A 20832-nucleotide genomic window follows, 5' to 3' on the forward strand; every position below is an offset into this window, starting at 1 on the left:
TGTCGTTTTTTTATTCTCTCTTTTCGTCGAATCATGATATAATGGGAGCGAAAAAAAGGAGGTGAGCATGATGGAACAGTTGTTGCAACGCATTTTTGATGAGCTGGCATATTTGCGTGCGAACATGGCTACAAAGGACGATATCGCTGCTGTGAATAAGCGTATTGATCAAATCGAGCAAACGATGGCGACGAAAGATGATATCATCAGTATCGAGCAGCGCATGGCTACAAAAGATGATATCGCAAGCATCGAGCAGCGCATGGCTACAAAAGATGATATCGTAAGCATCGAGCAGCGCATGGCTACAAAAGATGATATCGTAAGCATCGAGCAGCGCATGGCTACAAAAGATGATATCATCAGCATCGAGCAGCGCATGGCTACAAAAGATGATATCGTAAGCATCGAGCAGCGCATGGCTACAAAAGATGATATCATCAGTATCGAGCAGCGCATGGCTACAAAAGATGATATCGTAAGCATCGAGCAGCGCATGGCTACAAAAGATGATATCGTAAGCATCGAGCAGCGTATGGCGACAAAAGACGATATCGCAAGCATCGAGCAGCGTATGGCGACAAAAGACGATGTTGTATCTCTGCAAAGCGGTATGCGTGCGCTTGAACATCGGGTGGAGCGAATTGAACAAACAATGGCCACAAAAGATGATGTGGCGCTCGTGCCAGCAATTCGGGAAATGGTTGGACAATTAATGGAACGAATGACTGTTGTTGAGTTGCATGTGCAAGAAATTCCAGCCATAAAACAGCAAATCGAACAATTGTCGCAACAAATGGAAGAAGGATTTGAAAAAATGGCGCATCAAGAAACGATTCTACAAGCATTATCACTCCGTTCGATTCAACAAGCAAACGATATCCACTACTTAAAAACAAACACGATTTCCACGAAATAAGTGTAAAATCAAAAAGGGTGTCGCTCATCGGACACCCTTTTTTTATGCTTCTAACTGCTCGCGCCACTGGTGTAACGTTGCTCGCTCTTTTTCGGTAATGATACTAAGCTCTGTTGCTGTTTCGATGAGCGTATCGTAATCAGTGGCGGTGTAGTATGGGACTTGTTCCTGCTGAAACGCTCGTTTGCCTTTTTGTAATCCGTATGTGAAAATGGCAACGACGCCAAGCACGTGGCATCCTGCTTCGCGCAAAGCCCGTACAGCATTTAGCGAGCTGCCGCCTGTTGAAATTAAATCTTCTACGACAACAACGCGTTGCCCTCGTTCGACTTTCCCTTCAATTTGTTTCCCTTTTCCATGTCCTTTCGCTTGACTGCGAATATAACACATCGGTACATCGAGTCGTTCGCTCACCCATGCCGCATGGGGAATGCCTGCCGTCGCTGTGCCAGCGATAACTTCCACATCCGGAAAATGCATGCGAATAAGCGAAGTGAGTTCATCGGCAATCATTTTTCTCACCGCTGGGTACGCTAACGTCAGCCGATTGTCGCAATAAATAGGAGCTTGTATGCCGGAAGACCACGTAAATGGTTCGTTTGGGCTTAACGATACTGCACCGATCGAAAGAAGTTGTTTTGCGATTTCTTTTTTCATCATTGTCCACCATCCCATTCTCGTTTTAGCCGTTCATATGCCGCATATGGATTGTGCGCTTTTGTGATGCTTCGTCCGATGACGATATAATTTGTTCCAAGCTGTTTCGCCTCATATGGTGTTACAACGCGCACTTGATCGTCCGCTTGATCATCCGCAAAACGAATGCCTGGGGTAACGGTGATGAACGATGCGCCAAGTGATGCGCGAAGAAACGGCACTTCTTGCGCCGAACAAACGACGCCGTCAAGCCCGCTACGATACGCAAGCGTAGCGTAATGAAGCACCGTTTCATTCATCGTCCGGTCAATCAACAATTCATCATGAAGCATTCGTTCGCTTGTGCTCGTTAGCTGCGTCACCGCGATGCAACGGGGACGCTTCATTCCAGGCGGCGTTCCTTCTTCTAATCCTTCGATCGCTGCGCGCATCATCGCGCTTCCCCCTGATGCATGAACGTTCACTAAATCAATGCCTAATTTCGCCAATCCTTTCATTGCTCGTTTTACTGTATGTGGAATATCATGAAGCTTTAAATCTAAAAAAATATCATGTCCGCGCTGCTTTAATTCGTCGATGATCGCTGGACCTTCTTGAAAATATAGCTCCATGCCGACTTTTAAAAAAAGCGATGTGTCAGAAAATAACTGCAAAAACGACCGCACTTCTTCCTTTGATGAAAAATCAAGTGCCACAATAAACGGTTTGTCCATTGTTCCAGCTCCTTCCCGTACATTCCGAAATATGATCGATACGTAGTTCATCTAAAAGAGGTGGCAAGTCGCGAATAATATGTGGACAAACGTACGGGTCGATAAAATTCGCTGTTCCAATCGCCACCGCGCTTGCACCGGCATAAAAAAACTCGATGACATCTTCGGCGCTTTGAATGCCGCCCATGCCGATAATCGGAAGCGATACTGCTTGGCTTACTTCATAAATCATTCGAATGGCAATCGGTTTAATGGCTGGACCAGATAATCCGCCTGTTCCGTTCGCTAAAATCGGCTTCCCTGTTTTAACGTCGATGCGCATGCCAACTAACGTATTAATCATCGTCAATCCGTCCGCGCCTGCTTGTTCAATCGCTTTCGCCATCGCGACAATGTTTGTCACGTTTGGAGATAGTTTCACATACACAGGCACGGCAGACACTTCTTTTACCGCCCGCGTCAGTTCGGCGGCAACTTCCGGCACAGTACCGAACGCAATGCCACCTTGTTTTACATTGGGGCATGAAATATTTAACTCGAGCGCATGAACGTTTGGCGCTTTTGATATGCGCTTGGCGACTTCCACATATTCTTCCATCGTAGAACCGGCAATGTTTGCGATAATCGGCACGTCGTATTGCGCTAACCACGGCAGTTCTTCGGCAAGCACATAATCAACGCCGGGATTTTGCAACCCGATCGCATTTAACATGCCGCTTGCCGTCTCGGCGACACGTGGCGTCGGATTGCCGAAGCGCGCGTCAAGCGTCGTCGCTTTAATCATAATTGCTCCGAGAACGCTTAAATCGTAAAATTTCGCGTATTCCCGTCCAAATCCGAAACAGCCCGATGCAGGCATAATCGGATTTTTTAATGAAAGTCCTGGCAATTCAACTGCTAATCGGTTCATAACACGACCTCCCCTGCTCGAAATACAGGTCCATCGCTACATACTTTTTTATATGCCGTTTCGCTGTTTGGCACGTGGCATACGCATGCAAAACAAGCGCCGACGCCGCAACCCATTCGTTCTTCTAATGACAAATATAGCTCTTTATGCGGAAATTGTTGTTGTAATGCTTTTAACATCGGCTTCGGTCCACACGCATATAGCACATCAAACGAAAGGGCGTGATCAAGAATGACGTCGGTAACAAATCCTTTCATGCCGTACGAACCATCTGCCGTTGCAACGTACGTCTTACCGAACGAAGCAAATTGTTGCTCGTAAAAGACGACTTCTTTCGTTTGAAAACCGAGCACGACTGTGACACATACACCGTTTTTCACTAGTTGCTTTGCTAGTTCATATAACGGTGGCACCCCGATACCACCACCGACAAGAAGGGCATGTTGCCCGCTTGAAAGAGCGGAAAGCGGAAAGCCGTTTCCGAGCGGACCGAGCACATCGAGCGACTCCCCAGGCTGTTTTTGCGAAAGGAGCGTTGTTCCTGCCCCTTCCGCACGGTAAATGATCGTACATTCTCCAGCTTCGTGATTAATGTCGCAAAGGCTGAGCGGACGGCGCAACAGCGGTGCGAAGTTTGCCACTTTGACATGCACAAATTGTCCGGGGGTGTGCATGCGCTGAACGAGCGAACCGGAAAGCGTTAATTCATAAATGCCTGTTGCGATTTGGTGGTTGGAGACGATTATCATATTTTCTCTCATACGCCCACCTTCTTTTCTGTCATTGCCGTTGTCGAAAACGTCATCGCTTCTAAAACGAGCAGCATCGCTTTCGCTGTATCGAGCGACGTTAAACAAGGAATGCCGTTTTCTACCGCTTCGCGACGAATGCGGAAGCCATCGCTTTCTGTTTCTTTTCCCTTTGTTAATGTGTTAATGACGACTTGCGCTTCACCTTGGCGAATGACGTCAAGAATGTTCGGTGAGCCGGTATGAATTTTATTGACGACGGTCACGGGAATGTTCGCTTCGCGCAACGTTTGTGCTGTGCCGTTTGTCGCAAGCAACTGATAACCAATGTTGTAAAAGCGGCGCGCGATATCAATCGCTTCTTCTTTATCTTTATCGGCGATCGTCAACAACACAGCACCGTGTGGACGAATGTGAATCCCCGAAGCGACAAGCCCTTTATAAAGCGCCTTCGCAAACGTTTCATCCTTCCCGATCACTTCGCCCGTCGATTTCATTTCTGGACCGAGCGAAATATCGACGTTGCGCAACTTTGCGAATGAAAAGACAGGTGCTTTCACATATACGCCTTCGCTTTCTTCTTTCAATCCGGTGTAGTAACCAAGCTCGTTTAACTTTGCGCCTAAAATGACTTTTGTTGCGATGTTTGCCATCGGCACGTTCGTAATTTTACTTAAAAATGGAACGGTGCGGCTTGAACGTGGATTGACTTCTAAAACGTACACATTACCGTCATATAACACGAACTGAATGTTCAACAATCCGACGATGCGCAACCCTTTCGCAAGCGCAATCGTATAATCAACAATTTTTTGTTTGATGTCTCTTGTTAACGTCTGCGGTGGATAGACGGCGATCGAATCGCCCGAATGGACACCAGCGCGCTCAATATGTTCCATAATGCCTGGAATGAATACATCTTCTCCGTCGGAAATCGCATCGACTTCGATTTCTTTTCCGATCAAATAACGGTCAATTAATACCGGATGTTGCGGATTTACTTTCACTGCGTGCTCCATGTAATGTAGCAGCTCTTCTTTTTTATAGACGATTTCCATCGCCCGACCACCGAGCACATACGATGGGCGCACGAGAACAGGATAGCCGATGTCTTCAGCAATGCGTACCGCTTCTTCAATCGAAAACGCTGTTTTTCCTTTCGGTTGCGGAATGCCGAGTTGCGCAAGCGTTCGTTCAAATTTGTCGCGATTTTCGGCGCGATCTAAATCTTCGAGCGACGTGCCGAGAATGCGCACCCCGCGCGCGGCTAATTCCGCTGCTAAGTTGATCGCTGTTTGTCCGCCGAATTGAACGATGACGCCAATTGGCTGTTCTAAATCGATGACGTGCATCACATCTTCAATCGTTAACGGTTCAAAGTATAGCTTATCGGAAATGCTAAAGTCGGTTGAAACCGTCTCTGGATTGTTGTTAATAATGATCGCTTCATACCCCGCTTCTTTAATCGCCCATACGGAATGAACGGTCGCGTAGTCAAACTCGATCCCTTGCCCGATGCGAATCGGACCAGAGCCGAGGACGACGACACTTTCGCGCGGCGTAACAAGCGATTCGTTTTCTTCTTCATACGTGCTGTAATAGTACGGCGTTTCTGATTCGAATTCCGCTGCGCACGTGTCGACCGTTTTATATACAGGCGTTATGCGAGCGCGTTTCCGCATCTCATACACATCTCGTTCAGTCATCTGCCAATATTTCGCAATCGCCACATCAGAAAAGCCCATTTCTTTCGCTTTTTTTAGTATGTCGATATTGCCAACATGTTCGCGTAAAACGGATTCGTACTTCACAATGCCTTCAATTTTTGTTAAAAAGAACGGATCGATTTGGCTCCATGCATGCACTTGTTCGACCGTTACACCGCGACGAAACGCTTCCGCAATGTAAAATAACCGTTCATCGCCCGCTTTTTGAATACGCTTTTGTATCAATGCATCATCGACTTGTTCTTTTAATTCTAAATGATAGACGTTCGTTTCAAGCGAGCGCACCGCTTTTAATAGCGACTGTTCAAACGTGCGCCCGATCGCCATTACTTCCCCCGTCGCTTTCATTTGTGTACCGAGATGACGGTTGGCGGATTCAAACTTGTCAAATGGAAAACGCGGAATTTTAGTGACGACGTAATCAAGCGTTGGCTCAAAGCAAGCGTACGTTTTTCCCGTCACAGGATTCATCATTTCATCAAGCGTTAAACCGACCGCAATTTTTGCGGCGAGTTTCGCAATCGGATACCCCGTTGCTTTCGATGCAAGCGCCGATGAGCGACTGACGCGCGGGTTGACTTCAATGACGTAATATTGAAAACTGTGCGGATCAAGGGCAAGTTGAACGTTGCAGCCCCCTTCAATGCCGAGCGCGCGAATGATGCGCAGCGAGGCGTTGCGCAATAGCTGATATTCGCGATCGCTTAACGTTTGACTTGGCGCGACGACGATGGAATCGCCCGTATGAATGCCGACGGGATCAATATTTTCCATATTGCAAACGACGATGGCGTTGTCTTTCGAATCGCGCATGACTTCGTATTCAATTTCTTTATAGCCTGCGATACTTTTTTCTAATAAACATTGATGAACGGGGCTCATTTTTAAGCCGCTTGAGACGATGTCGATTAGCTCTTCTTCGTTCGTACAAATGCCTCCGCCTGTTCCACCGAGCGTAAATGCCGGGCGAACGATGACCGGATATCCGATTTGTGAAACGAACGCATACGCCTCTTGTAAACTATGTACGATGGCGCTTTCTGGCACCGGCTCGCCAAGCTCGTTCATAAGGGCTCGGAATTGTTCACGGTCTTCCGCTTTTTCAATCGCTTCTAATTTCGTGCCGAGAATTTCAACACCGCACTCTTCAAGCACTCCTGCTTTTGCTAATTCGACCGCTAAGTTTAATCCCGTCTGCCCGCCAAGCGTCGGCAAAATGGCATCGGGCCGTTCTTTCCGAATGACGCGCGAGACAAATTCGAGCGTTAACGGTTCCATGTATACTTTGTCAGCAATTTCTGTATCGGTCATAATCGTTGCCGGGTTGGAGTTGACGAGAATGACTTTATATCCTTCTTCTTTTAACGCCAAGCAGGCTTGCGTTCCCGCATAATCGAACTCCGCTGCTTGCCCGATGACAATCGGTCCAGAACCGATGACGAGAATCGTTTCAATATCTTGACGTTTAGGCATGAACGACACCTCTTTCTTTTTTAAACTGTTCAATCATCGCAATAAAATCGTCGAATAAACCGTTTGCGTCTTCTGGACCTGGCGACGCTTCCGGATGATATTGCACGGTAAACGCAGGAACGTCGCGATGGCGAAGCCCTTCAATCGTTCCGTCGTTTAAGGCGATATGCGTCACTTCTAATCGCGTATGAACGAGCGACTGTTCCGTGACAGTGTAGCCGTGATTTTGCGAGGTGATCGCTACTTTTCCTGTTTCAATATGTTTCACAGGATGATTCGAACCGCGATGGCCGAACTTCATCTTTTCTGTATTCGCTCCGCAGGCGAGCGCAAACAGTTGATGGCCGAGGCAAATGCCGAAAAGCGGCACACGCCCAAGGACACCTTGGATCATGTCAATCGCTTCTGGTACGTCTTTCGGATCCCCTGGTCCGTTCGATAACATGACACCGTCGGGATGCCATTGCAATACTTCTTCGGCCGTTGCGTTGTACGGTAACACGATGACATCGCAATGGCGTTTATTTAATTCACGCAAAATGCCGTGCTTCATGCCAAAGTCGATTAAAACGATGCGATGGCCGCGCCCTGGGCTAGCGTACGGGCTTTTTGTCGATACGCGCTTCACTTGATCGCGCGCAAGTTCCGTTTCTTTTAAATAAGCGACCGCCTCCGAAACGGACACGTCCATGTCGCAAATCATTCCTTTTAACGTGCCGTATTGACGAATAATGCGCGTCAGTTTCCGCGTATCGACACCTGCTAAGCCGGGGATATTTTTCATGCGCAAATATTCGTCAATCGTTAGCTCACTTCGCCAATTGAACGGAGATAGGCACGCTTCTTTCACAATAAATCCAAACACATGCGGTTCGATTGATTCGAAATCGTCGCGGTTGACGCCATAGTTTCCGATTAAAGGATACGTCATCGTTACGATTTGTCCGCAATACGACGGGTCCGTTAAAATTTCTTGATATCCTGTCATTCCGGTGTTAAAAACGACTTCACCGACTGTTTGTCGTTCGCTTCCAAACGCTTCGCCAACAAAACGTGTACCATCTTCTAAAATGAGTTGTCGTTTCATTCTCCTCTTCCTTTCTGCCAAACCATTTTTCCATCTACAATCGTCATCGTTGGCCATCCTTTACACGTCCAGCCTGCAAACGGTGTATTTTTTCCTTTCGATACAAAAGTGTTTGGATCAATGGCTTGTTCGTTATGTAAATCGATAATGACGAAATCTGCTTTGGCGCCAACTTTTAGTTCCCCGCCGTCAATGCGAAACGTCTCGGCTGGTTTTTTTGAAAGCCAGTCAACAAGCTGTTTTAACGTGCATATTCCTTTTTCAACAAAATGCGTATATAAAAGCGGAAAGGCGGTTTCTAATCCAACGATGCCAAACGGTGCAAGCACCATCCCTTCGCTTTTTTCTTCTTCTGTATGCGGTGCATGGTCGGTGGCAATAAAATCAATCGTTCCATCAAGCAATCCTTCAATTAACGCCTGTTGATCTTCTTTCGTTCGCAACGGTGGATTCATTTTAAAGTTCGCATCTAACATTGGGATGTCTTCATCACAAAGCAGTAAATGGTGCGGAGTCACTTCAGCAGTGACGCGAATTCCTGCTTGTTTCGCCTCGCGCACGATGCGCACCGACTGTTTCGTGCTTATATGACAAACGTGGTAGTGACACCCGGTCGCTTCGGCTAACAACACATCGCGGGCAATATGTACCGATTCACAAACGGAAGGAATGCCAGAAAGTCCATACCGTTTTGCAAATGAACCGTCGTGTACACATCCTTTATATGTGAGCGTTTCGTCTTCACAATGTGCGACAATAGGCATATCGAGAGCTGCCGCTTGCTGCATCGCTTCATACATGATGCGCGCGCTTTGCACTCCCACGCCATCGTCTGTAAACGCGAACGCTCCTGCTTCTTTTAAGGCCGCGAAATCGACAAGCTGTTTTCCTGCTTGGCGCACTGTAATCGAAGCATACGGTAACACGCGCACGTGCGCCGTTTCGCGAATGCGGTTGACGAGCCACTCTATTTGTTGTTTTGTATCAGGAACAGGTTTTGTGTTTGGCATCGCCGCAATCGTTGTAAATCCACCTTTTGCCGCAGCGAGCGTACCTGTCGCAATCGTTTCTTTATGCTCGCCGCCCGGCTCACGTAAATGAACGTGTACGTCAATAAACCCCGGAGCAACAAATTGGCCGTTAACATCAATCACTTCATCGTCATCGCTTGCATCGAGGTCAGGGGCAATATGAACGATACGACCTCCAGCAACTTTTATATCCGTCTGTATAAGTTCACCTTGCTCATTAAGCAAACGCGCACGTTTGAAAATGATAGCCATGTTTCGTTCCTCCTTTTTGTAATGCTCGTTTTAAAACAGCCATGCGCACGTATACACCGTTTTCCATTTGTTTAAAAATGCGTGATCGTTCACATTCAACGAGTTCACTTGCGATTTCTACATCGCGATTGACTGGAGCCGGATGTAAAATGATACTCGTGTTTTTCATTTGTTTTTCTCGCGCGATCGTTAAGCCGTACTGTTCATGATATTGCTCTTTCGTCCATCCCATTTTTTCTTCATGACGCTCGTGCTGAATGCGAAGAAGCATGACGACGTCTGCTTCTTTCACTGCCGTGTCAAGATCGACGTATGTGCCGTACGGATTCGTTATATCTTGCCACTCAGGAGGGCTGCAAAAGAAGACGTTTGCGCCGAGCCTTGTTAATATTTCAGCATTCGAACGTGCTACTCGGCTATGACGAATGTCACCGACAATGGCAACATTCAGTCCGATAAATGTGCCAAACTGTTGACGAATCGTCATTAAGTCGAGTAACGATTGTGTCGGATGGTGACCGCATCCGTCACCTGCGTTAATGATCGGGATATGAATCGTTTCGCGAAGCGAGTCAAAGTAATGATCAGATGGGTGGCGAACGACGACCGCTTCCACACCGATCGCTTGCAACGTCCGAATCGTATCGTACAACGTTTCTCCTTTTTGGACGCTCGACATCTCTGCATCAAACGGAATGACTTCAAGCCCAAGTTTTCGTTCCGCTATTTCAAAACTGCATTTTGTGCGCGTGCTCGGTTCAAAAAATAAGTTGGCGACAAACGTTTGTTTATTGACTTTCCACGTTTCACCGTTCGCAAATCGTTCCGCTTCATGCAAAATGGCGAGTACTTCATCAACCGAGAGTTCTGCTAACGTTAGTAAATGCATATAAACTCCTCCTTTTTAGTAAAAAAACACCTTGCCGAGCGAGGCAAGGTGTTTGAAAGCTCGAGGAAATAGACCGTTTCGATGAACGGATTTCCTCTAGTACACCTTTGTAAGCCTCGCTGGACTTCTTTTAAAAGGTGTATTATGCGATATCATGTTTTTGTTCAAATACGCTATCTGTCACGTTCGGACGACCAGGCAAAATGAGGTTTAATACGATACCTGTGATTGCCGCAAGCGCCATGCCGTGCACTTCAAATTGCTCTGATACTTTAATGACCGCATCCCCGATGCCGATGACAAGAATAACCGATGAGATGACTAAGTTTCGTTTGTCACCAAAGTCGATTTTACTATCGACAAGCATGCGCAAACCTGAAGAAGCGATAATTCCGAACAGTAAGATCGATACGCCACCCATCACCGGCGTCGGAATCGAGCTAATAAGCGCCGTCACTTTTCCTAAAAATCCGAACGCGATCGCGAGCACAGCCGCACCAGCTAACACATATACACTATATACGCGTGTAATTGCTAATACACCGATATTTTCTCCGTATGTCGTCTTTGGCGGACCGCCGATGAGGGCTGAAATCATCGTTGCTAATCCGTCACCGAAAATCGAGCGATGTAAACCTGGTTCTTTAATATAGTCGCGCCCAACGACTTTGCTTAATACGAGCTGATGCCCGATATGTTCAGATAATGTCACAATGGCTACAGGCACCATCAATAGCACAATATCGAGTGTCACGCGGACATCGTAATGAACGAATGGCAACAAGAAATCCGGCATTTCGAGCCATTTTGCTTTCGCCACCCCTGATAAATCAACGACACCGATAGCTAGCGCGTACACGTAGCCAACGATAATGCCCATCAAAACAGGTACTAAGCTAAACATTCCTCGCGATAAAATCGAGAATACAATCGTTGCCGCGAGCGTCACGACCGCAACAGAAAAGTGCGTTAAGCTATACTTTCCATCTGAGCCGTTCATCGCCATGCTGACGGCAACGTTTGCTAATCCTAATCCGATGACGATAATGACTGGACCGACGACGATCGGCGGAAGTAAATTCATGATCCAACGATAACCTGCTTTTTTAATTGCTAAAGCGACGATGCCATATACGAGACCGGCTAAAAAGCTGCCGATCATCGCCGCACCCGGACCACCGGCCGCTTTCGCTGCAATAATTGGCGTAATAAATGCGAACGATGAGCCGAGGTAAGCAGGTACTTGCCATTTTGTCACGATTAAAAAGGCGATTGTACCGAGTCCGCTTGAAATGAGCGCCATCGCTGGACTTAATCCGACCAAATATGGCACTAAAATCGTTGCACCAAACATCGCAAATAAATGTTGTAAACTAAGTGTAACAAGCTGTCCGAAAGAAGGAACATCTTTCACGTCTAATACCGGTTTCATCATTCTCTCTCCTTATTTCTGTTTATATAAAAAACCCTCTTTGTCCGTACGAAGGCACAAAGAGGGTGTAAAAAACCGTTCCCCTTTGTCAGCCTCGCTGGACTGCCTTTAAAAAGGGTGCTTTATTCATGTATGCTCACTTGATCGATGTCGTCCACTTCTTTTAATTCGACGACAATTCTTTCTGCGCTTGATGTCGGGATGTTTTTGCCGACGAAATCAGCACGAATCGGCAATTCGCGATGACCGCGGTCAACGAGAACAGCTAATTGAATTTGCGCCGGACGACCGAGATCCATAACGGCATCCATGGCGGCGCGCACCGTTCGGCCTGTAAATAATACGTCATCAACTAAAACGACTTTTCGATTTGTAACAGAAAATGGGACGTCCGTTCCTTTCACAAGCGGTTCACGATCGTCTGTTTTTACTGCTAAATCATCACGATATAATGTAATATCTAACTCGCCAACAGGAATAGACGTTCCTTCAATTTGTTCAATGCGTTCAGCTAATCGCTTTGCTAAGTAAATGCCGCGCGTTTTAATGCCGATGAGGACGCAATCGTCAATCCCTTTATTGCGCTCAATAATTTCGTGAGCAATGCGCGTCAACGCGCGTCGAATCGCTTGTTCGTCTAATACAATGGCCTTTTGCATCGTTCCACCTCCATACAAAAAACCCTCTCACCGTTTGGCGAGAGGGTATATGTAGGCACACGTCACCTAAATCCGACACCTTCTCAGCCTCACGGGACTGAACTTAAAGGTCTTTGTTCACTTGAACTCATTGTACGTTTCTTTTTTCCTTTTGTCAACGATTATTTCGCAACATGTCGAGCAATCGCTCAAATTCGTGAGGAATCGGAGCTTCAAACTGCAAATATTCGCCTGTGCGCGGATGTTGAAATCCTAATACACCGGCGTGAAGCGCCTGTCCGTCAATCGGCAGCGTTTTGCGTGGGCCGTATTTTGGATCTCCGGCAAGCGGATAGCCAATGTATTTCATATGCACACGAATTTGATGCGTCCGCCCTGTTTCAAGCTGACATTCAACGAACGTATAATGTTCAAATCGTTCGAGGACGCGAAAATGTGTCACCGCTTCTTTTCCGTTTTCCACAACGGCCATGCTTTGACGATCGCGTGGGTCGCGCCCGATTGGAGCATCAATCGTCCCATAATCGTGCGGAATAACACCGTGAACGATCGCGACATATTTGCGCGTCACCGTTTTGTTTACAAGTTGATTGACAAGCGACTCATGCGCCAAATCGTTTTTGGCAATCATTAATAAACCGGACGTATCTTTATCGATGCGATGAACGATGCCCGGTCGAAGCACACCGTTAATGCCGGAAAGGTCTTGACAATGTGCAAGTAACGCGTTAACAAGCGTCCCGTGCATATGCCCTGGCGCAGGATGAACGACCATGCCGCGCGGCTTATTGACAACGAGCACGTCCGCATCTTCGTAATAAATGTCGAGCGGAATTGGCTCCGGCTCAACATCTAACGGCTCCGGACTCGGAATGGAAATGACCACTTCATCATCGACATGGCATTTGTAGTTCGGTTTCACCGCTTTACCGTTCACGAGCACATGCCCTTCTTTTAACCATTGTTGTACTTGAGAACGCGACCATTGTTCATTTAGTTCAGCAATGACTTTATCAATGCGCTCTCCATCGTGTTGTTCTTCAATCGTGAGTTGAATTTGCTCCATCGCTCATTCCCTTTCGTTGTTTTTCTTCGGTCCATGTATAAATAAACATGAGCGCAACACCGATTGTCAATGCTGCATCGGCGACGTTAAAAATCGGGAAGCTATAATTGAAAATATACGTATGCACAAAATCGACGACTTCTTTTCGAAACACGCGATCAATAAAGTTGCCAAGCGCGCCACCGAGCATAAGTCCAAGCGCAATGCCAAACAACCGCTGCGTAGGCTGCAACCGTTGAATGTATATGACGATGCCGACGACAACGGCAACCGTAACGATATAAAACAACCAAAATTGCCCTTGCAACATGCCCCATGCCGCTCCGCGATTGCGATGCGATGTAATGTATAACACGTTTTCAATAATTGGAATGCTTTCCCCTAATTCCATATAGCGAACGACAAGCCATTTCGTCCATTGGTCGATCAATATAACGACAAAAGCAAGCAAATAATATAACATCATACCCCTCCAGAGCGAAATTCTTCTCCATTTTACCATAAATAATCCCCCCTTGAAAGCGAGGGGGGATATGTGTTATTGCTTGACAATGGCCACACAACGTGGACATAGCTCTGGATGGTCTGCATCTTCGCCTACCGTTGGTGTAACGACCCAGCAACGCGCGCACGTTTTTCCTTCTGCTTGTTTGACGACAATCGCTGTTTTTGTGAACGTTTGCGCCTCGCTCGGTGCATCAGCAAACGTTCCGCCGATCGAAAATGCTGAAACGATTAATAGCTGTTTCATATCTTCTTCAATCGAATCAATGAGCGCTTTCGTTTCGTCTGTCGGATATAAAATGACATGCGCAGTAAGCGACTTACCGATAAGTTTTTCATTGCGCGCCACTTCTAGTGCTTTTAATACTTCATCGCGCAATTCCATAAACGCATCCCATTTCGCAACGATGCGATCTGCATCATCAATATGCACCGCTTCTGGCATATCGACAAGCTGCACGCTTTCTTCTTTTACATGCGGGATGTATGACCATACTTCATCTGCCGTATGCGGTAAAATCGGCGCAACAAGTTTCGTCAACGCAACAAGCGTTTCATACAACACCGTTTGAATCGAACGACGTTCATGATTATTTGCCGCTTCGATGTACAACACGTCTTTTGAGAAGTCGAAGTAAAACGCGCTTAAATCAACGGTACAGAAGTTGTTCACTTCATGATAAATCGTCGCAAATTCATACGTTTCATATGCTTGTTTTACTTTGTCGATGAGACGATTTAATTTAATGAGCATGTATCGGTCAACTTCGCGCAATTGATCGACCGCTACCGTATGTTCCGCAGGATTGAAATCGAACAAGTTACCGAGCATAAAGCGGAACGTGTTGCGAATTTTGCGGTACACTTCTGCGACTTGTTTTAAAATGTTGTCAGAAATGCGCACGTCCGCTTGATAGTCGACAGAAGCAACCCAAAGACGCAAAATGTCAGCACCAAGCTGTTCCATGACTTTTGCTGGTACGACGACGTTGCCAAGCGATTTGCTCATTTTTCGTCCTTCGCCATCTAGTACGAAGCCGTGGCTTAATACGCCTTTATACGGCGCTTTTCCGGTAACTGCAACTGCGGTGGAAAGCGATGAGTTAAACCAGCCGCGATATTGGTCGGACCCTTCTAAATAAAGGTCTGCTGGCCGTTGTAAATCATCGCGTTCTTCCAATACCGCCTGATGAGAAGAACCAGAGTCGAACCATACGTCCATAATGTCCGTTTCCTTCGTAAACCGTCCGTTCGGGCTGCCTGGATGCGTAAACCCTTCTGGAAGTAAATCTTTTGCTTCGCGTTCAAACCAAACGTTTGAACCGTATTGGCGGAATAAGTTGGAAACATGTTCAATCGTTTCATCTGTAATAATTGGCTCACCATTTTCGGCATAAAAGACCGGAATTGGTACCCCCCATGCGCGTTGGCGCGAAATGCACCAGTCGCCGCGATCGCGAATCATGTTGTGGATGCGAATTTCACCCCATGCCGGCACCCATTTCGTTTCTTCGACAGCTTTCAACAATTGCTCACGAATTTTGTCGATGGATGCAAACCATTGGGCTGTAGCACGGAAAATCGTCGGTTGCTTCGTCCGCCAGTCGTGCGGATACGAGTGCGTAATAAACGATAGTTTTAATAAAGCACCTACTTCTTGCAGTTTTTCTGTAATCGCTTTGTTTGCGTCATCGTAAAACATGCCAGCAAACCCTGGCGCTTCTTCTGTCATATAGCCGCGCTCATCGACAGGGCAAAGGACACCTAAGCCGTACTTTTGGCCGACGATAAAGTCGTCTTCCCCGTGTCCTGGCGCAGTATGAACACAACCTGTTCCGGCATCCGTTGTGACGTGTTCGCCACAAATGACGAGCGAATCGCGATCGTAAAACGGATGTTTCGCAATGACGTACTCAAGCTCGCTTCCTTTTACTGTTTTTAATACGGTTACATGTTCCCAGCCGATTTCTTTTTGCACCGATTGTAATAACTCGGATGCAACGACATATTTGCCACCGTCTGCCTCAACGACGCTATATTGCAACTCTGGATGAACAGCAATGCCTAAGTTTGCTGGAATCGTCCATGGCGTCGTCGTCCAAATGACGATTTTTTCATCCCCATCAAGCACTCCTTTTCCGTCTTTGACAGGAAAAGCGACGTAAATGGACGGTGAGCGTTTATCTTTATATTCGATTTCGGCTTCGGCAAGCGCCGATTCGCTCGATGGAGACCAATAGACCGGTTTTAGTCCTTTATAAATTAATCCTTTTTTCGCCATTTCGCCAAATACTTTAATTTGTTGTGCTTCATATTCTGGCGTTAACGTAATGTAAGGATTGTCCCAATCGCCGCGCACACCAAGTCGTTTAAATTGTTCGCGCTGGCGGTCAATTTGCTCGTATGCATATTGCTCACATAGCTTGCGGAATTCCGCAACGCTCATTTCTTTCCGATTGACGCCTTTATTTTTCGTCAGCGCCGTTTCAATTGGCAAACCGTGCGTATCCCATCCTGGCACGTACGGTGCACAATAGCCGCTCATTGACTTATAGCGAACGATAAAGTCTTTTAAAATTTTATTAAGGGCATGTCCCATATGAATGTCGCCGTTCGCATACGGCGGTCCGTCATGCAATACGAAAAGCGGGCGATCTTTTGTACGCTCTTGCACTTTTCGATAAATGTCCATTTCATCCCATTTTGCTTGCATTTGTGGTTCACGTTGTGGAAGATTTCCGCGCATCGGGAAATCGGTTTTTGGCATGAGTAACGTATCTTTGTAATCCATCATGTAACCTCCTTTTATAGTAAATAAAAAAACCTTCTCATGCCCAAAAGGGACGAGAAGGTCTCGCGGTACCACCCTTGTTGACTATGTAAACATAGCCCACTTGACATTCGTAACGGGAATGACGCGCCGTGGCCTACTATTTGTTCAGCACGGAACTCCGGGGTGATTTTCATTCTTTCGCTTATGCCGAGCTTCCACCGCCCTCGGCTCGCTGTAATAAGCTGATGAAAGAACTACTGTCCCCTTCATCGTTTTTACGATATAACTGTAATCGATATTATAGGCAATCACAATAGCCATCGTCAAGACTCTGTTATTTCTTGCACCGCTTCATCATCAAGTTTGTAATCTAATAAATGATCCCAATCGTCGTTGTTTAACATATCGAGCTGCGCTTCAATTAACATTTTAAAACGACTGCGAAACACTTTCGCTTGCCGTTTTAATTCTTCGACTTCCATCGCGATTTTCCGCGTTTTGGCGAGCGCTTCGCTAATGATGCGATCCGCGTTTTTTTCCGCTTCTTTAATGATGAGCTTCGCTTCTTTTTGCGCGTTTCGCTTCACTTCTTCTGCTGTTTCTTGCGCAATTAAAATCGATTTATTTAACGTTTCTTCAATATTTGTAAAGTAGTTTAGTTTTTCTGTCAGCTCTTTCACTTTTTCTTCTAATTGCTTTTTTTCACGCAACACCATTTCGTAGTCTTTAATGACTTGATCTAAAAATTCGTTTACTTCATCTTCATCATATCCGCGAAAGCCTCGGCTAAATTCTTTATTATGAATATCTAACGGCGTTAACGGCATGCGGCCACCTCCATCTTATGTACGTATCGGGTTATTCGACATCTTTTGCGGAAATCCTGCTTTTATTTTGCTTTTTCGACAACGATGCGCCACTTTTCTTTTTTCGTTTGCCCTGCAATCGTCTTCAAACGGCAGCGCCCATACCCGCGTAACGACAATAAATCACCTTCTTGGCACTCCATATGAGCTTGGTCAACCGTTTTCCAATTCACTTTCACGAAGTTTTGGGCAATGAAGGCTTGTGCTTTTTGGCGTGATATGCGAAAACATTGCGCTAAAATGGCGTCAAGTCGCAAAGAAGAAACGGTAAATGTTTCTTCTTCCCATTCTTCTTTCACAGCGAGAAGTTGCGAAAGCGGTTGTTCTTCTAACGATACTTTTGCTTTTCCAATCGCTGTAACGTTTATTTGAACAAACGGCGCAATTTCTTTAGCAACGACAAATTGAATAACATCATCAACGATGATAATGTCACCAAACTTTTCCCGCTTCACACCGAGCGACAAAAGTGCGCCGAGCACGTCGCGATGTTCAATCGTTACAAATTTTTTCGGGTAGCGAATGGAAAATAACGATAGTTGAAAATCCTCTTCATTCGGTTGCATGTACGGCGGATATAATAGCGCACGCTTTCGTTCGACCGACGATGAACCGCCAAAAAACGCAACGTGTACATCATCGTGATGGCCGACAATCGAGCGGACAATTTGCTGTTCGCGCGGAGTTAAAAAGTCGGTTAGTTTCGGAGCGTATTGTTCCGTCACGAGCCGCTTCCATTCGCACACAAGGTCGATGAAATGATGCTCTTCTTTGCGGAAATGTTGATAAATGTTCATTACAGCCCTCTATTAACCATATCAACTAACCCATAGACGCCTGCTGTCGCAAAGCGCAAAACAAGCAAGGCGACAATTGGAGAAATATCGATCATGCCGATAGGCGGAATAAAGCGGCGAAACGGCTCTAAATACGGCTCACAAATGTTGGCGAAAAACTGCCCGACTTTTGTGTCGCGCGCATTTGGAAACCAAGACATTAAAATGTAAACAATAATCGCATACGAATATACTTCAATAGCTGTTGCTAAAAAGTTTGCAATTGTATACACATTTACCACCTCTTTATTGTCGGTTCATCGTCAGAAACAATTGAAATCGAGCCGCTTACATCGACGTTATCTGGCGTGCATAAAAAAATTGTCGAGCCGACTTGTTGAATGTCTCCGCCTATCGCATACACCGTTCCGCTTAAAAAGTCGACGATGCGCCGCGCTTGATCACGGTCGACACGATGAACGTTTACGACGACAGCACGCCGGTTTTTTAAATGGTCGGCAATTTCTTGTACTTCCGCATATGCGCGCGGCTCAAATAAAACGAGCTTGGACGATTTTTGTACACTTTGTAAACTCACAACATTTTGTTTTTGTTCGGCTTTCGGTTGTTGAACGACTTCTTCTTCCTCGTATTCATCTTCTTCCCATTTTTCCTCATCTAAATCGAAAAAATCGCGAATTTTTTTCACAAATCCCATCATTCCACCTCCTCTTCACCGACAAGACATGTACCGAGGCGAAGAAACGTTGCTCCTTCTTCGACTGCAATTACATAGTCGTTTGACATCCCCATGGACAATTGTGTACAAGGGGCGTGCGGCAATTGTTTTTCTTGTACTTGTTCTTTTAACTCGCGCAACGTCCGAAAACAGCGACGAATCGTCGCCTCATCGTCCGTATATGGCGCCATCGTCATTAATCCGACAACTTCAATACGTGAAAAAGCAGATAATGTTTCAATAAACGGCAATACGTCTTTTGGCGCTAGCCCGTGTTTCGATTGCTCCCCTGAAACATTGACTTGCACGAAACATTTGATCGTTCGATTCGCTCGTTTGTTAATTTCTTCCGCTAATGAAAGACGGTCGAGCGAATGAACGTAGTCAACGTAATCGATGATTTGTTTCACTTTTCTTGATTGCAACGTGCCGATAAAATGCCATGTTGCTTCTTTTCCGATTGTTTCGTATTTTTGTAAAAAACCGTCGGTACGACTTTCGCCTAAATGAACGATGCCCGCATCGATCGCCTCTTTTGCTCGCGCGATGCTGACGTATTTTGTCACTGCCACAATTTGAACGTCTGATGCGTTTCGTCCTGTTTTTTCACACGCTTTAGCAATATGTTGTTGAATCGTTTGTAAGCGTTGTTTCACAGACATATGATCACCTCCAGCCAATAAGCGCCATCATTCTTCCTGTTTTGCCACCGTCGCGCCGGTGAGAGAAAAATAATGACTGCTCACAGCTTGTGCAATACGATGAAACAGCGATACGTTCGCTCGGAACACCTGCTTGCTGCAAAAGCTGTTTATTCATTTCTTTTAAGTCGAGCGCATACTGTCCCTTACTTGTTTCATTATAAAGAGATTGTGGCGAGTTGACTAGCGCCTTTTGAACGAATTCAATGACGCGATCATCGACGACGTAACAACAACGGCCGATCGACGGACCGATGACGACATACATATCGCTCGCATCTACTCCTTCTTCGCTCCATCGCTTTACCATTTGACCAGCGATGTTTTGCACCGTTCCTTTCCAGCCAGCGTGTGCTACCCCAATAAGCTTTTTACTTGGTGCAAAAAAGTAAAGCGGAACACAATCCGCAAAACAAAGTGCCAACATGAGATCTTGTTCGCTTGTATACAGACCGTCTGTATGCGGCAAAGCGGTATCGTACGTGCGCACGCCTTTGCCCGCATGTTCTTTCGTCACTTTTTGCACATGTACGCCGTGCACTTGATCCGCACATACCCAGCGATCAAGCGACACGTTCAGTTGGTCCGCTACTTTTTTCCGATTTTCATACACCGCGTCTCGTTCATCGTTGACGTGCATGCCAACGTTCAACGTCGCAAACGGTCCGATGCTCACCCCGCCTCGTTTTGTCGTAAACGCCACGACGACGTGTTCCCATCCATGAAACAAAAGCAATGACTCGCTCGCTTGTCGAAATATTTCATTCATCGTTCGACATCCTTTGTACAATTTTATCACTTTTTTTCCTATTTTATCACAACTTGCCGAAAACGTGAATTATTCATCGCCATCTAGTTTGAGTCAAGACTTTGTGGGAGATTTTTTTCTCGACCGATTTTTTTGGTTAT

General features: G+C 46.2%; 20 protein-coding genes and 1 other annotated feature. Of the genes, 1 reads left to right on the plus strand and 19 read right to left on the minus strand.

Going from position 1 to position 20832, the window contains the following annotated elements:
• The first annotated feature begins 70 nt into the window (after window positions 1-70).
• The gene (locus NSQ23_RS09530) at window positions 71-919 is read left to right on the plus strand and encodes a hypothetical protein (RefSeq protein ID WP_339170429.1); all 849 of its coding nucleotides are present in this window, start codon (window positions 71-73) and stop codon (window positions 917-919) included.
• Between the two features lie 42 nt (window positions 920-961).
• On the opposite strand, the gene pyrE is transcribed toward NSQ23_RS09530, so the two are convergent.
• The 19 genes from pyrE to pgeF form a co-directional block, all read right to left on the minus strand.
• A complete protein-coding gene (gene pyrE / locus NSQ23_RS09535; RefSeq protein WP_004891167.1) occupies window positions 962-1576 on the minus strand; it encodes an orotate phosphoribosyltransferase in 615 nt (204 codons plus the stop codon).
• On the minus strand, window positions 1576-2289 hold the full coding sequence (gene pyrF, locus NSQ23_RS09540; RefSeq protein WP_004891168.1) for an orotidine-5'-phosphate decarboxylase: 714 nt from the start codon (window positions 2287-2289) through the stop codon (window positions 1576-1578). The genes pyrE and pyrF overlap by 1 nt, the downstream gene beginning before the upstream one ends.
• The gene (locus tag NSQ23_RS09545) at window positions 2261-3199 is read right to left on the minus strand and encodes a dihydroorotate dehydrogenase (RefSeq protein ID WP_339170431.1); all 939 of its coding nucleotides are present in this window, start codon (window positions 3197-3199) and stop codon (window positions 2261-2263) included. The genes pyrF and NSQ23_RS09545 overlap by 29 nt, the downstream gene beginning before the upstream one ends.
• Complete coding sequence (locus tag NSQ23_RS09550; protein ID WP_339170432.1) at window positions 3196-3960, minus strand: dihydroorotate dehydrogenase electron transfer subunit; 765 nt, start codon at window positions 3958-3960, stop codon at window positions 3196-3198. Before NSQ23_RS09550 ends, NSQ23_RS09545 begins: the two co-directional genes overlap by 4 nt.
• Window positions 3957-7148 carry a carbamoyl-phosphate synthase large subunit gene (gene carB, locus NSQ23_RS09555; RefSeq protein ID WP_339170435.1) on the minus strand — a complete coding sequence of 1064 codons (3192 nt, stop codon included), beginning with the start codon at window positions 7146-7148 and terminating at the stop codon, window positions 3957-3959. The genes NSQ23_RS09550 and carB overlap by 4 nt, the downstream gene beginning before the upstream one ends.
• Window positions 7141-8235, minus strand: a complete 1095-nt coding sequence (locus NSQ23_RS09560) for a carbamoyl phosphate synthase small subunit (protein WP_339170437.1) — start codon at window positions 8233-8235, stop codon at window positions 7141-7143. The genes carB and NSQ23_RS09560 overlap by 8 nt, the downstream gene beginning before the upstream one ends.
• Window positions 8232-9518, minus strand: coding sequence for a dihydroorotase (locus NSQ23_RS09565; protein WP_339170438.1), 1287 nt, complete (start codon window positions 9516-9518; stop codon window positions 8232-8234). The genes NSQ23_RS09560 and NSQ23_RS09565 overlap by 4 nt, the downstream gene beginning before the upstream one ends.
• On the minus strand, window positions 9484-10407 hold the full coding sequence (locus NSQ23_RS09570) for an aspartate carbamoyltransferase catalytic subunit (protein WP_339170440.1): 924 nt from the start codon (window positions 10405-10407) through the stop codon (window positions 9484-9486). The genes NSQ23_RS09565 and NSQ23_RS09570 overlap by 35 nt, the downstream gene beginning before the upstream one ends.
• Window positions 10408-10549: 142 nt before the next feature.
• A complete protein-coding gene (locus tag NSQ23_RS09575) occupies window positions 10550-11842 on the minus strand; it encodes a solute carrier family 23 protein (protein WP_339170442.1) in 1293 nt (430 codons plus the stop codon).
• A gap of 119 nt (window positions 11843-11961) precedes the next feature.
• A complete protein-coding gene (gene pyrR, locus NSQ23_RS09580) occupies window positions 11962-12498 on the minus strand; it encodes a bifunctional pyr operon transcriptional regulator/uracil phosphoribosyltransferase PyrR (RefSeq protein WP_339170444.1) in 537 nt (178 codons plus the stop codon).
• A 154-nt stretch (window positions 12499-12652) separates the two neighbouring features.
• Window positions 12653-13564 carry an RluA family pseudouridine synthase gene (locus NSQ23_RS09585; RefSeq protein WP_339170445.1) on the minus strand — a complete coding sequence of 304 codons (912 nt, stop codon included), beginning with the start codon at window positions 13562-13564 and terminating at the stop codon, window positions 12653-12655.
• Window positions 13539-14027 (minus strand): signal peptidase II, encoded by a 489-nt coding sequence (lspA, locus tag NSQ23_RS09590; RefSeq protein WP_339174371.1) that lies wholly within the window; start codon window positions 14025-14027, stop codon window positions 13539-13541. Before lspA ends, NSQ23_RS09585 begins: the two co-directional genes overlap by 26 nt.
• Window positions 14028-14102: 75 nt before the next feature.
• Window positions 14103-16859, minus strand: coding sequence for an isoleucine--tRNA ligase (gene ileS / locus NSQ23_RS09595; RefSeq protein ID WP_339170446.1), 2757 nt, complete (start codon window positions 16857-16859; stop codon window positions 14103-14105).
• Window positions 16860-16904: 45 nt separating this feature from the next.
• Window positions 16905-17120 (minus strand) — a binding site (T-box leader).
• A gap of 44 nt (window positions 17121-17164) precedes the next feature.
• The gene (locus NSQ23_RS09600) at window positions 17165-17668 is read right to left on the minus strand and encodes a DivIVA domain-containing protein (protein ID WP_004891184.1); all 504 of its coding nucleotides are present in this window, start codon (window positions 17666-17668) and stop codon (window positions 17165-17167) included.
• 62 nt (window positions 17669-17730) lie between these two features.
• Entirely contained in the window at window positions 17731-18504 is a 774-nt protein-coding gene (locus NSQ23_RS09605) for an RNA-binding protein (protein ID WP_339170447.1), read from the minus strand.
• The gene (locus NSQ23_RS09610) at window positions 18504-18776 is read right to left on the minus strand and encodes a YggT family protein (protein WP_339170449.1); all 273 of its coding nucleotides are present in this window, start codon (window positions 18774-18776) and stop codon (window positions 18504-18506) included. The genes NSQ23_RS09605 and NSQ23_RS09610 overlap by 1 nt, the downstream gene beginning before the upstream one ends.
• A 2-nt stretch (window positions 18777-18778) precedes the next feature.
• Window positions 18779-19201: a cell division protein SepF gene (locus NSQ23_RS09615; RefSeq protein WP_064220854.1), complete on the minus strand. Its 423-nt coding sequence runs from the start codon at window positions 19199-19201 to the stop codon at window positions 18779-18781.
• Window positions 19201-19884, minus strand: coding sequence for a YggS family pyridoxal phosphate-dependent enzyme (locus NSQ23_RS09620; protein WP_006321473.1), 684 nt, complete (start codon window positions 19882-19884; stop codon window positions 19201-19203). Before NSQ23_RS09620 ends, NSQ23_RS09615 begins: the two co-directional genes overlap by 1 nt.
• 4 nt (window positions 19885-19888) lie before the next feature.
• Window positions 19889-20692, minus strand: coding sequence for a peptidoglycan editing factor PgeF (gene pgeF, locus NSQ23_RS09625; protein ID WP_339170453.1), 804 nt, complete (start codon window positions 20690-20692; stop codon window positions 19889-19891).
• Between the last annotated feature and the right edge of the window lie 140 nt (window positions 20693-20832).

Origin of the sequence: Anoxybacillus sp. FSL W8-1294, assembly GCF_037965005.1 — a bacterium.
GTDB classification, from domain to species: Bacteria; Bacillota; Bacilli; order Bacillales; family Anoxybacillaceae; genus Anoxybacillus; species Anoxybacillus flavithermus_G.